Annotated in this window: 13 protein-coding genes; 4 read left to right on the plus strand and 9 right to left on the minus strand. The window is 54.4% G+C overall.

Going from position 1 to position 15915, the window contains the following annotated elements; all coding sequences use genetic code 11:
- Positions 1 to 177 precede the first annotated feature (177 nt).
- Genes QTO31_RS15860 through QTO31_RS15875 form a run of 4 tightly spaced genes read left to right on the plus strand, consistent with a single transcriptional unit; the run spans position 178 to position 5441 of the window.
- The gene (locus QTO31_RS15860) at positions 178 to 3120 is read left to right on the plus strand and encodes a CRISPR-associated protein Csx11 (protein ID WP_301430068.1); all 2943 of its coding nucleotides are present in this window, start codon (positions 178 to 180) and stop codon (positions 3118 to 3120) included.
- A gap of 4 nt (positions 3121 to 3124) precedes the next feature.
- Positions 3125 to 4138, plus strand: a complete 1014-nt coding sequence (gene cmr4 / locus QTO31_RS15865; RefSeq protein WP_301430070.1) for a type III-B CRISPR module RAMP protein Cmr4 — start codon at positions 3125 to 3127, stop codon at positions 4136 to 4138.
- A gap of 14 nt (positions 4139 to 4152) precedes the next feature.
- The gene (locus QTO31_RS15870; RefSeq protein ID WP_301430071.1) at positions 4153 to 4572 is read left to right on the plus strand and encodes a hypothetical protein; all 420 of its coding nucleotides are present in this window, start codon (positions 4153 to 4155) and stop codon (positions 4570 to 4572) included.
- Positions 4569 to 5441 (plus strand): hypothetical protein, encoded by an 873-nt coding sequence (locus QTO31_RS15875; RefSeq protein ID WP_301430072.1) that lies wholly within the window; start codon positions 4569 to 4571, stop codon positions 5439 to 5441. The genes QTO31_RS15870 and QTO31_RS15875 overlap by 4 nt, the downstream gene beginning before the upstream one ends.
- A 12-nt stretch (positions 5442 to 5453) precedes the next feature.
- Here QTO31_RS15875 and QTO31_RS15880 read toward each other — a convergent pair whose 3' ends face one another.
- The 9 genes from QTO31_RS15880 to cheB form a co-directional block, all read right to left on the minus strand.
- Entirely contained in the window at positions 5454 to 6929 is a 1476-nt protein-coding gene (locus QTO31_RS15880; RefSeq protein WP_301430073.1) for an HD domain-containing phosphohydrolase, read from the minus strand.
- Between the two features lie 185 nt (positions 6930 to 7114).
- Entirely contained in the window at positions 7115 to 7495 is a 381-nt protein-coding gene (locus tag QTO31_RS15885; RefSeq protein WP_035419213.1) for a response regulator transcription factor, read from the minus strand.
- Positions 7496 to 7532: 37 nt separating this feature from the next.
- Positions 7533 to 8483, minus strand: a complete 951-nt coding sequence (locus QTO31_RS15890; protein ID WP_031459278.1) for an L-lactate dehydrogenase — start codon at positions 8481 to 8483, stop codon at positions 7533 to 7535.
- A gap of 172 nt (positions 8484 to 8655) precedes the next feature.
- On the minus strand, positions 8656 to 8982 hold the full coding sequence (locus tag QTO31_RS15895; protein WP_028458743.1) for an STAS domain-containing protein: 327 nt from the start codon (positions 8980 to 8982) through the stop codon (positions 8656 to 8658).
- A complete protein-coding gene (locus QTO31_RS15900; RefSeq protein WP_031459277.1) occupies positions 8979 to 9407 on the minus strand; it encodes an ATP-binding protein in 429 nt (142 codons plus the stop codon). The genes QTO31_RS15895 and QTO31_RS15900 overlap by 4 nt, the downstream gene beginning before the upstream one ends.
- A 76-nt stretch (positions 9408 to 9483) precedes the next feature.
- Positions 9484 to 11046 (minus strand): tetratricopeptide repeat protein, encoded by a 1563-nt coding sequence (locus tag QTO31_RS15905; protein WP_031459276.1) that lies wholly within the window; start codon positions 11044 to 11046, stop codon positions 9484 to 9486.
- A gap of 1200 nt (positions 11047 to 12246) precedes the next feature.
- Complete coding sequence (locus QTO31_RS15910; RefSeq protein ID WP_301430074.1) at positions 12247 to 13368, minus strand: PP2C family protein-serine/threonine phosphatase; 1122 nt, start codon at positions 13366 to 13368, stop codon at positions 12247 to 12249.
- Positions 13369 to 14793 (minus strand): CheR family methyltransferase, encoded by a 1425-nt coding sequence (locus tag QTO31_RS15915; RefSeq protein WP_301430076.1) that lies wholly within the window; start codon positions 14791 to 14793, stop codon positions 13369 to 13371. It lies immediately after the preceding gene.
- Positions 14790 to 15875: a chemotaxis-specific protein-glutamate methyltransferase CheB gene (gene cheB, locus QTO31_RS15920; protein WP_301430077.1), complete on the minus strand. Its 1086-nt coding sequence runs from the start codon at positions 15873 to 15875 to the stop codon at positions 14790 to 14792. Before cheB ends, QTO31_RS15915 begins: the two co-directional genes overlap by 4 nt.
- Positions 15876 to 15915 lie beyond the last annotated feature (40 nt).

A 15915-nucleotide genomic window follows, 5' to 3' on the forward strand; every position in this document is an offset into this window, starting at 1 on the left:
CAATGGCAGCACGTCGCGCCAGGCGTGAAGACGAACCGGCGCGGTGTGTGGAGGTGTTGTGCGTAGTGTAACATAACGCATTACGGTAAGGAGCGCAGCGCTGCTGCACCTCTACAGTGAATTGGTTGTGTTCGATGCCTATCGGCAATTGTGGCAGGTCATCAGAGGAACAGGCCCATGAGCTATGATTTGAATACATTGGTTACAGCACGGGATAATCTGCTACTGGCAGAGGTGGCAGCGTGGGTGCATGATATGGGAAAGTGCGCCGATGCATTCTATCAACCCGATGGTGTAGGATTCAACGCTAATCAATGTCAAGGAAAGCCCCGCGTCAATCCTCACAAGGCTGTATTCTCTGATACTGATCTACCAACATTGCGGTACTGGTCGTGTCTTACGACAAATCGCGGTCAGTGTGCTCGCCTCCAGGAAGCATTACATCCGACAGCGTTGTGGAAAACTCTACAAAGACATAATCTATCACTTCCAAATAAAGCTATCATACTTGCGGGTATTGGAAATGAAAATTTTCTTGAAATACTTCTTTGGGGCCGACCGCTCGTCTCTGAGAACTACAGTGGTTTTCAAACAATTCTCGGCAACAGCCTGGTATACCTGGCGGGGACACTAGGTCGTGCTCACGCAGTTGCCCACCTGGAAAAGGAAGATGCAGCAGATGGAGGAAGTTCGAAAGAGATAGTCAGTCCATTTGGCTTTACATTTTCTGGGGTAAGTTCACTCGATAACAAGCTGGTACAAGTTATTTCTCAATTTGATAGGCCAAGGAAAGACTTTATATACGAACTATATCTGCAATTCCGAGGTGCGCCAGGCGACACCCGACGGCCAATCAACGAAGTCACCCTGTGGGACTGGTCTTCGATTGTCGCTGCGCTTTACAAGGCTGAACTGGCTCGATGTGTGCTTACCAATCAACAACGCAAGCCATCGGATATTTCCTGGCGCTTACTGAGTATTCGCGTTGACGGCCTACAATACCTGCTTTCAGCCTCGCGTATTCCCGACGTACTGGCGCGCCGCGAGCTGTTGACCGATGCGTTGAACCGGGTGCAGACGCTGATTGAAGAGACCTACCCACTAGGTCTGGAAGTGTATCGCGACGAGAATGGATCGGTCTTTGTCGTGCCGGACATTGAGAACCTGCTGGATGAATCCCAAGTTGCTCAAGATGGTGGAGAGAGAAAGACCCTGAGAGATCTTATTCGAGATGCATTTGCTGCCGGAACAGTAAAGAATGATTCATCTCTCGCCATACGGCACGAACGTGTGCCTGAACTCTATCTGGATGACAAGCCGTGGAAGGGTCAGCCGGCTCCACAGGAGTTGCCACCGATTGTGAACCATCTCAAACGGGACATACGTGAAACTACTGACCCTCAATGGCTCGAAACACTCTGGCGTGGTCAGAATGCCGAAGTATGCACTGTCTGCGGTCTACGCCCGCAGGGACCCAGTCCCAAGGCGCGGGAGCGCAAGGTCTGCGATGTGTGCGAACAGCGGCGCGCCGATCGGGCGCAACAGTGGGCGCGCGCGCTGGGCTGCGGCGATCATCCGACTATCTGGATTGATGACCTGACTGATATCCACGGTCGCTATGCGCTCATCGTCGGCGCGTTCGATCTGAGCGGCTGGCTCGCGGGTGATCTGGTGCGCACCCTGGTTGTTCGTCAACCAGGTAACAGCAATCGTGTCGCCGACAAGGTTTCCAAAAATCCCTCCTTCGCCCGTCTGCGCCGAATCTGGGAAACGACACGCGCGTTCTGGCAGCAGGTCGCACCGGTAGAGCCGGGCGGGTTGTCAGACTCGCTGATCGGTCGCGTGGTGGGGCGCGCCGGACCACGGTTGGAGATTCAGGGGAGACTGAACAGTCAAGCGCTAACACCTTACCACACGTATGAACTGGTCTTGCACGGCGGCATCAGGCTTAGTGTGCTGTGGGACGGAAAATGTTTTATCACCTGTGATAATCTGGACTATTTGAACAGTCTTATGCGTCTGAAAAAGGTTCAGGATATCCTGAAACAGGGTGAGACCTTTCTGATCGAAGCATCGGATGATACCGGAAAGCGTCATCAACTAGACAGCATCACGCTCAGCCAGGATGCAGTGCCGATTGCCGACAGTTCCTTTGTTCCAGCCCTGCCTCTCCTCGCCGAACCACGGGTCTTCATGGCGCTTGTACCGGCGGATAAGGCCCTGGAGATCATCCGCCAGATCAAGACGAAGTACGAACGCGAGATGGGCAAGGTACGGAATCGCCTGCCGCTGCACCTGGGCGTGGTATTTGCGCCACGCCCCACCCCGCTGCGTGCCGTGCTCGACGCCGGGCGGGCGATGCTGGAGCGCCAGACGGTAGCTGGTGTGTGGGAAGTATTGTGCTGTGCGCGGAAAATGGTCAGTCAAGGCGATTCGCTGCCCCCGCGCTTCCAGCCTGACCAGGCGGGTCAATTCGCTGAGTGGTACGAAGTAACCTTGCAGCGGGATGACCAGCGCCTGACCTGGCATATTCCAGCTTTAATGGGCGACGGTCAGACCGAAGACCTCTGGTACCCTTACGTCTTTCTGGATGATCCAACTGAACCGACAACACGCAAACGGTATTTCAAGAGTCGCAATCCGTGGAAGGGTTGCGATGGCTGGCTGGTTCACGCCGATGAGTTGCAGGTCGGCGATCGGGTATGGTTCACACCCGCGACGTTCGACTTCGAGTTCCTTGATACAACCACTCGCCGCTTTGAGATCCACTATGATACCAATGGACGGCGGACGAACCGACGCACCCGACCGTTTTACATCGACGATCTGGAGCGGTTCGATAGGCTCTGGGAGGTTTTCCTGTGCCTGAGCACCACTCAGCGCCATCAAGTGGTGCGCACGATTGAGGTGACTCGTGAGGAATGGTTTGCACGGGATCGTAATGGCACGTCGGTCACCGATCCGGTGTTCAAGCAATTTGTGCATGACACGCTGGCTGGCGCCGGATGGGATTGGAAGGCGTTGCCGCAGCACATCCGTGATCAGTTTGTCGCTGCTGGTGTGCGTGGTGAACTGGCCGATCTGCTCGAACTGCGCATGGAGATTCTCAAGGAGGAATGAGGTTATGGCAATCTACAAGCGACGACGTTATCTCTTCATGACACTTGATCCGGTGCATATCGGTACCGGCGGCTACCGCCTGGGGCGCGTGGACAACAGCATCGTGCGCGAGCCGGGCACACGGGTACCGAAAATCCCTGGCACAAGTCTCCACGGCGCAGCCCGTTCTTACGCTGCCCAACTGTATGGAACGCCCGAAGCTGCCGGTCAAACGCACGACACGGTGACCAATCCCGAGCAGAATCCAGTGTGTTATACCTTTGGCTACATCAAGAAAAGCAATAACGGACAGGACGTCAAAGCCTACTCCGGCGTGGTCAACGTCTTCGACGCGCACATCGTGCTCTTCCCGGTGCATTCGCTGGTTGGACCGGTGTGGGTCGGCACGGTCGAGCGGTTGCGTGAGGCAGGTTTTGAAATGAGCAACGTGCCCGATGGGTGGGCAAAGGAGGTGGCACTGTTAACATTTGCGCGCCGAGATCCGCTCAACCTGGGATGGTTGATGCTCAACAGGGGCGGGCAGGTCACCGTGAATGCGCCGACCAATTGGCAAACCGAGCGCTGGAATGCGATTGAGAACAAGATCGCATTGGTACATGAGTCCATCTTCAGCCACATCGTCAACAGCAACCTTGAAGTGCGCACCTCGGTGAGCATCAACCCCGAAACCGGCGCTGCCGAGGATAAGGCGCTCTTCACCTATGAAGCCATCCCCCGCGCCACGTTTCTAACCGCTGAGGTGGTGCTGGATGATTATCGGGCAAATCACGCCGGATGGTCGCCCGGTCAAATTTCGCAAACCGGCAAGGGTCATCCGCTGCCAGGCAATGCCGTCTGGCAATCGCCCCTCGACGTACTCGATGCCGGTCTGCGCTTGATCGAGTGGCTGGGCGTTGGCGGTATGGGCACACGCGGCTTCGGTCGGATCGCTATCGTCGGTCAACCGCAGGAAGAGGATTATGGTCAGCAGGCCAATGCCGCGCAGTCACCATCGAATGAAGGAGTGACAACGCCGTAAAGCGAGGAGCAACTATGACCAACACGACTTCGATCAATCTTGACTACCTGGCTGCAAAATATGCACAGACTATCATCCAGAAGACGAAGGACAAGAAGGCTTCTGACATCGAAAACACGATCACCAAAGCACTAGGTGTGCTTCAGGAAGACGGGGTCTATGCCTGCTTTCTCTACTTGCTTGCCAGAGAGAAGGAGAACGGCGCTGTTGTCGTTGATGAAATGCTCAATCTGTTAAGTAGTCTACCGTTCGGTTGGCAGACGCCAACAAATAATAGTAATGAGATACTCCGCTTCATCAATGAACAGGTAACAAAAGACCTGGAGCGTCTGTTGTTGGCGCGTGAGGTGCTGGAACAGATGCTGATCTACGCACGCTATGGTGCAAAAGCGCGTGACAAGGGCGGAAGCGAGGCGCCAGGAGCATCGTCATGAACTGGATCGGGTATCGCATTGTTTTTCGTTTGCACTCACCGTTGCACATCGGCTGGCGCAAGGCTGGCAATGTGCAGGTCACCCGTCCCTACCTCACCGGTCGCTCCTTCTGGGGGGCGCTGACCGAACGCCTGGCGCGTGATACAGCGGCGCAAAAGGGACAGAAGGCAACCACCTCGAACGATTATCACGAGAGCGGTCATCAAGTGAACGAATACCTGGCGTTCACCTACTTTTACCCGGCGCTACAATCGGGCAATGACTATCAGGTGGTCTGGCCGTGGGATGATGAACGCACCTTTCGCCGACGTTTCCTGAGCAGTTATCAATCTACTGCGCTGGTTTATCCGGAGCATTCAGCCGCCGAAGGGTCACTGCACGAGATAGAGTTTCTCTCGCCCCACACGCTCGATACCGCCGATCCAGTTTACCTGATCGGGTATGTGTTTGCGCACAAAGATTGTTCGCTTCCCTGGCACGACGCACTGACACGTCTGCAATTCGGCGGCGAACGCGGCTACGGCTGGGGTAAGACAGAATTGGTGAGTCTTGAGAAGACAGACGATGCCTTCAGTTGCACCGTTGATTGTAGCGGTCGTCGCCCTGTTATAACCGTTCCGCAAGACAAACGCCTGCTCGCCCACACGAAACCGGATCAGGCAATGATCGCAGGCGAGGTCGAGCCGCTGGTTGGGCGCGAGTGGCATACGAACAACGGTGCAGGGCAGAGCTTGTCATTTACAGGTATTATGTATGTGCCAGGGAGCAGGGTTCTATCAGAGAAACAGCGTTTTACTATGGGCAACTTTGGAATCTGGAAGGTGCATACCAAATCATCATGCAGGGCTGGTTTCCCAACTCGCCCCTAGCAAATAATGTCCTTAACTCAACTCAACCAGTATCTGTGAGCGGGCAGGCTGTCGTAATCGTGGTGCCTGCTCCCATAAACGTTCGCGTTGCATTAAGCGAACAAACACATCAACCACCTGGGCATCCCAGTGAGTACCGCGACCTTCTTGAAGAATTTGCAGGGCCTGTTCGGGTGACAATGCTGGACGGTACGCCCGATCAGCGGTCAGCGCTTCAAAGGCATCGGCTACGGCAAGAATACGGGCGCCGAGTGGAATGTCGTCGCCGCGCAGACCGTGCGGATACCCGGTGCCATCAATACGCTCGTGGTGCGCGGCGATAATCGGCAGGATGTCGCGTAAACCGCGAATCTGCTCAAGGATGCGAATACCGATCTCTGGATGGGCTCGCATTTGAGCAGCTTCTTGTGACGAGAGCGGCCCTGGCTTGAGCAGCACATCATCGGGCACACCAATCTTACCGATGTCATGCAACAAACCCGCATAGTGAATACGCTCGATGTCATCGGCGCTCAACCCCAGCTCTTGGGCCAACCGCACTGCGTAGCGCGTCACCTGGCGAGAATGACCGTAGGTATACGCATCACGAGCCTCGATAGCACCGGCGAGTGCGGCAATCATCTGCTCGTATTGGTCTTTGAGGGCGCGATACAGACGAGCGTTGTCGAGTGCAGAGGCAATCTGTGAGGCAAAGACTTCTATTAGATGGCGGTCAGTAGCATCGAACGGTGGTTGCTCATTTCTAACCGCGAGATCGAGCAGACCAATCGCCCGATCACGGCTCCTCAATATCACTTCAATCCAGCGATCAGGAGAGACTGAGGGGCGATCTATCAATTGACGATGGACTATGCGCAGTGCCTCTTCACTCGTTGCTGCTAGCGTGAGCCGCCGCCCAGGATCAGGCCCAATAAGAGTAACCAGTGTCTCACCATCAGAATCGATGAGTGATAAACCAATATGGCTTGGAGTAAAACGACGACCAATAAACTCGATCAAACGAGCAGTCTGTTCTTCAATGTCGAGCGATGTTGCAATCGCCTGACTGAATTGATACATCAGGACTAAATCCGAAAGGCGTTCTTTTTCGCGTCGGACACGCTGCAACTCGATTGCAGTGCGAATTGTTTTCTGCAACTGCTCGGCATCTATCGGTTTGGCAATGTAATCCAGGGCACCAAGTTTCAACGCTTCACGGGCTGTTTCCACCGTCGCATGGGCAGTCATTACGATGGCATCGGTATGTAGATAGAAGGTGCGCAGATGTTTCACCAACTCAATGCCATCGACATGAGGCATTTGGAGATCTGTCAGCACCAGATCGAACGATTGTTCACGCAGTATCTCAATAGCCGACAGACCATGCTCAACGGCGGCTACATCGTAGTCACGACGAAGTAACAGGCGACAAAACTCACGAATATTTATCTCATCGTCCACAATGAGGATGCGGGGGCGGGGTGATGAAGTATTTACGTAATCCGCCATACGAGAGGCTCCTCAAACACATCCAGGTGAGGCTGGAGACCGGACATTTCAAGAAGAGTCTAATCGAGCGAGATTGCAGTAACCCTACAGCAGTCGCACATCTGATAACAGAATTGACACCGAGATCTAAATTGACCAGGCGAACCATGCCTGTATTATTAATAGTATAAACAGCGTCTGAATGCTTACGATCCACTTTGGGAACGACGGGCAAAATAGTTTGCTAATCGTCGTTCAAGCTCATCGAAGTCAAATGGCTTGGTTAAATATTCGTTAACACCGGCCCGAAATGCGTTCCGTTCAGTATCAGGAGTACCAAAGGCGGTGACCATAATCACATACACCTGAGATTGATTTTGGCGAAGCGTGCGCACCAATTCAATTCCACCCATGCGTGCCATGTTCATGTCGGTAATGATAACATCGCAATCGTGTACGGCCAGCTTTTCCAGCGCATCAACACCGTCTTCAGCTTCGATAACGTTGTAGCCATTGTTGTGTAAGAGGAATCGGTAGAGACGACGTGTTGCGGCATCATCTTCGACAACCATTATTGTGGGTGGCACAGCGCATTCTCCTCGACGATACGAACACTACCTTGTGCTACTGAACGTGAGCCAGGTTCTCTTTTAGGATGTTAGCCGAACGCTGAAAAAGAGCAACTTCCTGATCGGATAAAGGCAAGTTCAATACTTCTTCAGCTCCGTCGCGGCCAACAATGGTGGGCAGGCTAATAGCAATCCCGCTCACTCCATACTGTCCGATCATCAGACTACTAATGGTCATCACGGTATGTTGATCGCGTAGCACCGCCTCGGCAATTGCCAGCAAGCCCAATCCGATCGCGTAATAGGTAGCCCGTTTACGCTTGATAATCTCGTAAGCGGCATTGCGCGTCTGTTCAAGAATGGCATCAAGCGCAGCCTGATCGTACCCCTGACCGTTCGCACCAACAAAATCAACCAGCCTGACACCGGCAATGTTTGCCAGACTCCAGAGTGCCAGCTCACTGTCACCATGCTCACCGACGATATAGGCATGAACGGAACGCGGATCGACACCATAATGCTGACCGAGGAGATAGCGGAACCGTGCGGTATCGAGGATGGTTCCTGAACCGATCACACGGTGGGCTGCCGGGCCAGCCAGTTGCGCACCGATGGTTGTCAGAATATCTACCGGATTGGTAGCGACAACGATGACTCCATCATCGTTAACTGCCAGAATGCGGGGTACGATGTCACGGAAGATAGCCGCGTTGCGGCTCAGCAGATCAAGACGGGTTTCGCCAGGGCGTTGATTAGCACCAGCAGCAATTACGATGAGATCGGCGCCACTGAGGTCGTCATAGCTACCGGCGTAAATTCGCATGGGCCGCACGAAGGGTAAGCCGTGATTAAGATCCATCGCCTCACCCTCAGCGCGGGCGTGGTCTACATCGATCAGCACCAGTTCGTTGGCCAGACTGCGCTGCATCAGTGCATACGCGAAGGATGTACCAACCATACCAGTTCCTACTACGCCAACTTTTCCGGTGCGTTTACGTAAACCCATTGCAAGCCTCCTCATTCTCTATTGCTCTAATATCATACCATATCGCACCAGAGAATGCGTATGCACAGAGGGGTACATGGCTAATGCCAGTGCGCTGAGAGTAGCATAGCACTAACCAGCAAGCGAGAGGTTACGAATTTGTTATTTTGGGGATATCAATACTGACAACGTCCTAACGATACGCAGCCAGGTCACGCTCTTCGATGGTCGGCATATAGCGAGACATTTCTACCATCTTAAAAATTTTTTGATGGTGAGGCGTTACATTCATGGCAAAAAGCTGATACCCAGCCTTACGGGCACTCACCACAAACTTAAGGAGCGCCGAAATACCCGCCGAATTAATAAACGAAACCTCACTAAAATCGAGCACGGTAATCGGTCGCATCTCACGACATTCTGCGGCAATAGCAGCAGCAGAGATGGCATCAACGCTGGTCGTTAGAATGTGGAGGATCACTACGTCACCAAATTCTTCACGTCGAATGATGTCGCTCATTGTTGAGGTTCCTTCCGATACAGACGAAGGGTAAGCACCGTTCCTTGCTGGGACGATTCGATTTCGTAATCATCAACCAACGCACTGATCAAATACATACCAAAACCACGGAGATAGCCAGCTTCAAGCGTTTCATCATCAATCACACGCCGGGCGACATTGATTCGCTCAATGCCTTCGCCCTGGTCGCTGATCCGAATTTCGATCTTTTCCCCATCGATGTCAAACGTTACTCCCACCAGCTTGGCTGTGTCACCGCGATTACCGTGATCAATAGCATTATTGACTGCTTCGCTCACTGCCAGCTTAAGGTCTTCGACCTGTTCGGGGCTAAAGCCAGCCGCACTGCCCACTTCAGCAGCGCTGGCCCGCACTACTCGTTCAAAGATTGGAATTGATGGAATTCGTAGCTCTACTCGTTGCATGCCACTGCCTCTATGCGCGTTGTTCGCCTCATTTCTCTATCAGTGTACCGACAACGACGAACCATAGCATTGCCAATTACGACGATAACTGCCGCGTCGGAAGCGGTTGGGACCGGGTTGATCCATTCATCGTTGACGCCTGGCGAACTAGATGATCATATCGACGCAGATAGGCCTTCCCCAGTGACGTATTGCCGATTTGCAGATAACAGGCGCCCAGGTAATACAGAGCCTGCGCATGACGTGGATTGCGGCGCAATACCTTTTCAAATAGTGGAATGGCTCGTGTCGGTTCAAGCAATTCTTTGTAGCATAGCCCCAGCATAAACTGGGTCTCTAGATCGTCTGGCCACTGTTCGAGAACCTGCTGAAACTCACGTGCTGCCAGGTCGTAACGACCACGCCGAATGTACATGTAGCCAAGATCAAAACGCAGAGAGTGAGCATCGGGGGCCAGTTGCACCGCTTTACGCCAGGCCGCCAGCGCCCACGTATCCCGTCCTAATGTATTGTACACAAAACCGAGCAAGTAATGGGCTTGGGCATCGGTCGGCATGAGTTGCACCGCCCGCTCAAAGGCACGGGCAGCTTGGGCATTCATCCCCAGATCGTAGAGCAGTTTACCCATCTGTAAAAAGAGTTGACCGTGGTGTGGATGCAGACGTGCGCAGGCGAAGAGGATCTCGTAAGCTTGTTTTGGTTTCTTCTGCAAACGCAAGATGGCGCTCATCCGCAGACGGGCATCGACATAATGGCGATGTTGTGGGGGTACCTGTTCGTACTCTGCATATGCTTCATCAAAGCGGCGCTGACGGGCCAGCAAATTCCCAAGCAGGTAGCGAGCTGCATGCTCCTGGGGACGCCACTGCAACAATGCCCGGTAAATTCGCTCGGCTTCCTCTTCATAGCCTTGCTGCTTGAGCGCCTGACTCAACCGGTAGTACCACTGCGCAACTTCTTCCTCACTACGATTGACCAACGGTTCGTCGGGGAGTGGTTCGGGCGAAACGAACGTCGGTTCGACCCGTAATGCTTCAGCAAAACAGCGTTGTGCCAGCTCATAGGCGCCATGACTCTGGTGCATCAACCCCAAGTAGTAGCGAGGTTCGGCAGCCTGTGGACGCGCATTACATGCACTGCTGAAATGGATGTAGGCACGTCCAGCATCATCGATTCGCTGATAACAACGGCCAAGGGCAAAGTGGGCTTCGTACAGATTGGGATTGTATTCGAGGGTCTCCTTGAACGCGGCAATCGCCCGATCAATCTGACCAAGAGCAGCAAACGCAACACCCAGGTTGTAATGGGCTTCGGCCAGTTGTGGATCGGTCTGGACTGCCTCAAGATACTCGCGTAATGCCTCTTCCCAATGATCCTGAAATGCCAGGGAGTTACCAATGTATAGATAGATAATGGCCCGCTCGCGCTCAAAAATCTGGGCTTGCTCCTCACCATCGACATACGCAGCTATTAGAGCAGCCTTGAAGTGTTCAATCGCATCGGCATACGCTGCCCGCAGATACGAGCGCATACCCTGACTGAAAGCTGCACCGAGCCGTGTTCCGGCCATAAAACGCTCACTGCCAGCAAAGGTGTCAAGGTCGAGGGGCATAAATTGTAATTCATTGGTTGAAGCCATAGCGCACCTCGGCAACCGAATTATGCTGATCTCTACTATAGCATGCTCCTCGCCGCTCGTATATGGTAGAATCGTTATGTAAAAAATTACGACAATATGTAGTTTTATTTATCTGTACACGATGAACTATAGTAAAGGATAGCAATATTGTCGCAGTATTGTCTACACGATTCGTAGCAATTACACATTACGTTCTCGTAACTTCCTGCCCATTCCACGCGAAATTCAAGGGCTATAGACATTCGAGGAAACCCCTGTAACCTCCTTTGCCGGGGCTTTGCAACGATTTCAGTTTTTGGTCGAGTTCATTAATGACCAGCTTTCACACCCTGACAATGATCGCTGATTTGTGAGCGTGATCAAAAACCTGGGCTTTTGATAAGATTTGATAATGGTGCGCAATATCCGGTTTTGGGGCCTGTGCTGCGGAGCACGCTCGGCGGCCCTCACCTTCCCCCCAGCCCCCTTCCTCTCCCGCGCTGCGGGAGAGGAAGGGGGGGATCACGCCCCCATACCTTTGCCCTTGCCTCCGTCCGCTCCCCCACGAGGAGCGGACGGGGGGATCATGCCCCCATACCTTCCCCCAGCCCCCTTTCGATCCCGCGCTGCGGGAGCGTAGCAATGGCGATCTTGCGCCTGCATCTTGCAACGATGCCGCGTTTACGAACCCAATCCCCCCTCTCCCGCGCTGCGGGAGAGGGGCCGGGGGTGAGGGCACCCCCCATACCTTCCCCCAGCCCCCTTTCGATCCCGCACTGCGGGAGCGTAGCAATGGCGATCCTGCGCCTGCATCTTGCAACGATGCCGCATTTACGAACCCAATCCCCCCTCTCCCGCAGTGCGGGAGAGGGGCCGGGGGTGAGGGCACCCCAGGATTTAGCATTCTCTACGACAGGTGACCGATACCCCGGCAGCGGAACATCGACGACGACTCCATCCCTGATGCCTACGCGATCACCTGGATGTGCGGGTCGCTGGCTCGCCAGTGCGGTAAACGACTGGAACCCATCGGGGAGCGCATCAGCGCCCCATTATCCCAGGCACCTTGCCAGCACCCTGCCAACATCCTTCCGCTCGCGAGAGGGGTGACGGGTATGATCAGCGAACTAGCCGAACACAGCATCGTTCGTTCACGCAGGGAAAGAAGTGGACCAGAGGCCAGCGCACCGGGATACACAGTTTTCTCAGCCAGAATTGGTATTAAACACGTTCGCGGTAGTCGTCGAGGGTGAGCCGGATTTGTTGCAACAATTCACGGGCAATCCCACGACCAAATTGCGTCTGTGCCAACGCCTGTACTTGTGGTAGTCGCTCACGCCAGGAATCGACGTCGGTTGGCGGATCATCGGCTAGTGCAGCTTCCCAGAAGGTTTGTAGCGCTTCACAGCCGATGACATCTGCGATCACACTGCGTATTTCAGCCACTAGATCAAGCAACCTTCGGCGCAAGATCACGAGCGTTACATCATCGCTCAGGATACCGTTCGTCCAGGAGCGCACTTCCTGGATGAGTGTTGCAGCCAGCGCACGCGGTTTCCGCTGCGGTTGACTCATGATCAGATCAACCAGGCGCTCAAAGCCCAAAATTGCGCCATCGGCACGCTCGGCTTCGATCAATCCATCGGTGTAAAGAAGGAGGCTCTCACCCGGCGCAATAACTGCGCTCAATTCGGTATATTCACTCTCGCTATCAACCCCTAGCGGTAATCCGCTCACCTCTAACTCGCATACCGTATCGGTAATTAAGAGCGGAAACGTGTGACCGGCATTCACACAACGTACCTGACCGGTGTGCGGCTCCAGTTGCAGATAGAGCATCGTTACCATACCGTGAGGAATCTCACTCAAGACGCCTCGATTGACCGCCGCCATCGCTGTTGCCGGATCAGCATGGTAACGTGCTTCGTGGCGAAAGACGGTGCGCGCTACCGCCATCCGCAGCGCCGCAGGTAACCCCTTTCCACTAACATCGCCGATCATGATCCCTTGCCAGCCATGAGTAAGCGGTAAAAAATCGTACAGATCGCCACCTAAATCACGCGCTGGTAACGAAATTGCAGTAACTTCCCAACCAGGCAGATGTGGGGCCGCTTCCAGCAACAATCCCTGTTGAATATCACGGGCAAGTTGCAGTTCTTGCTCGAGTTCACGTGCCCGCCGCTGCGCTGCCTCGTCAACGACCGGTTCGGCAGGCGGTGGATCAAGCGGAGCGCGTGCTTTCCGCACGGATAGCAGCCTGCGCTGACGATGACTGAGCAGGCTTGACCAGACTCTCCGACGTATCAGCATGTCAGGAATCAGACGACCGTTATGGACAGGCATCTAACGATCTCCTTCAAGCCGAGCGATCCAACGCCGACAACTCTCTACCAGCCAGTGGGCAGCAACTCCTTCGAGCAGGTAATCGGGTGGTATCTGAGCCAACAAGCGTTCCGCGTTGCGATATTCGCGAATAGCATCCGTCATCCGATTCGTTTGCCGATAACACTCGGCTAGATGAAATGCAACCAGTGGATTATCATTGCTGAGATAACGTGCCTTTTCCAAATGTTGGATTGCCAGTGTCGGCTGCTGTTGCCGTTCGTAGATCATTCCCAACAAGAGATAGGCCTCGGTCAGCAATGGATTTAGCTCAAGCGCACGGCGAGCCTCGGCCAGTGCCAGATCGAGATCACCACGGTTGGCGTGGGCTTGGGCAGCAAGTGACAATACGACCGGTGCGTACCGACCGGCCAATGGTACACGTGCGAAGAGGTCTAACGCTGCATCGAGTTGACCACGTTCGAGTAGACGGCGACCTTCGTGGACAACCGTCTCATCGGTAAATAACGCCACCGACTTTTCACTCACACTGGCAGAGCTTGAACGCGATAGATGGGTTGGTAATCGCTTACGCAGCACCGGCGAGCCAGGCACTGCAGGCGACGTTGGCGGGTCTTTGCGGTAGAGAAACGCACCATCGACCGCAATCGGGGTTAGCCGGTCAAAAATATTCCACAGCGTCTCTGAAAAACCGAGGCAGAGGATACCGCCCTCGGTCAGCACATCGTAGAAGCGTGCCATCAGTGCACGGCAGGTATCGAGGGAAAAGTAGATGGTCACGTTCTGGCAGAAAAGAATATGGGTGCCATAGGCAAGAGCCGGAAAGGGTTCGAGCAAATTATGCTGCATAAAGGTCACGAGTTGACGTACCCGCTGGTGGACGGCCAGACCATTCTCGTGGGGCGTAAAGAAACGTACCCGCTGTAAGGGGGACAGATTAGTTAACGTGCGCCCACGATACACCCCACTTTGCGCTTTGGCTAAGGCAGCAGTACTGAGATCGGTAGCAAGAATCGTGACCGGACGGGGCAGCGGTTCACCGAGTGCCTCTAACACGGTGATGGCGATTGAATACGGTTCTTCGCCAGTAGCACAGCCAGCACTCCAGATTTTAATCGGTGCCCCCGCCGGCAATTTTGCATGAAGAGCGGGCAGGATGGTCTTGCGCAATGCATCCATGTGGGGGCGATTGCGAAAAAAGATCGTCTCGTGATTCAGCAACAATTCAGCCAGTTGCTGCAACTCGGCGCGGTCGGTTGCGAGCACCACATCGGCCAGATAGCGCGCCGGCGACCGGCCACAGGCGGCAGCCCGCCGCTCAACTGCACTACGCAAGGTCAGTAAACGCGCATCGTCGAGCACAACCCCGCAATAGTGTGCCAGCACATCGCGCAGTGGGATCAACATCTCTGATGATAGTGTCATGGCATACTCGCAGGTCTGGCAAACCGCTCGCACAACACCACCAGTATCTCTTCGGGCGGCAAGACCATCTCGGCTGCCCTCAGCTCAATGGCTGCCCGAGGCATCCCAAAAATCGTGCAACTGGCCTCATCCTGAGCAATCGTCAACCCCCCAGCCCGTCGAATAGCACGCATCCCGACTGCACCATCACGCCCCATACCGGTTAACAGCACCCCTACCGCACTGGCCCCATAGAGTTCAGCCACCGTTGTCATCGTAATATCAATGGAAGGGCGCTGTAACAACAACGGTGACGTGCTCAGATGGATTGTGCCATCGCGATTGAGCAATAGATCAGACCGATCAGGAGCCAGGACTGCATGGCCAGGACGCAACGGCATCCCCTCCGTCGCCAGTGCGAGCGGAATAGTGCTCGCTGCGGCCAACCATTCGGCCATACCAATACTGAAGCCATGCGCAATATGTTGCACCACAATGACCGCTGCGGCGAACGTCGGTGGTAGCCCGGCCAACAACTGGCGAACCACCTTTGGACCACCGGTTGAAGCCCCAATAACAACAACCGGAAACTGTCCGGGGGCAACCCGTGCTGTATGCACCTGATGGAGGGCCTCGCCAGAAACATCGTTTAATACTGAAGGTGGATGCCGCCGCCCACGCAAATGGGTCACCACCTTAATCCGGGCAATCAACTTCACCCGCCTAATCAGCATACGGCGCAAATGATCAAGTTCGTCGGGATTGGTCAGGCTGGGCTTTTCCATAACCTCAAGTGCCCCAGCCGCCAGCGCCTCAAAAGATGTTGTAGCATCATGACCGCTTACGGCTGCCGATAACACCAGAATGGGAGTGGGATGATAGGCCATAATCTGGCGAGTCGTTTCCACACCATCCAGCACCGGCATGCGGACATCGAGCGTAATAACATCGGGACGCAACTCGGCAGTCAGCGCAATGGCCGTTTTGCCATCTGCTGCTTCGCCAACGACTCGAATCGACGGATCACTTTCGAGCATTTGCCGTAGCAAACGGCGCACTAACGCAGAATCATCAACAATTAAAACGCGCAGAGGGTCATTCATACATACTACCCACGAATTGCGCCGCCGTTCGGCTCTGCCT

Origin of the sequence: Chloroflexus sp. MS-CIW-1 (genome assembly GCF_030444705.1) — a bacterium.
Classification (GTDB): Bacteria; Chloroflexota; Chloroflexia; order Chloroflexales; family Chloroflexaceae; genus Chloroflexus.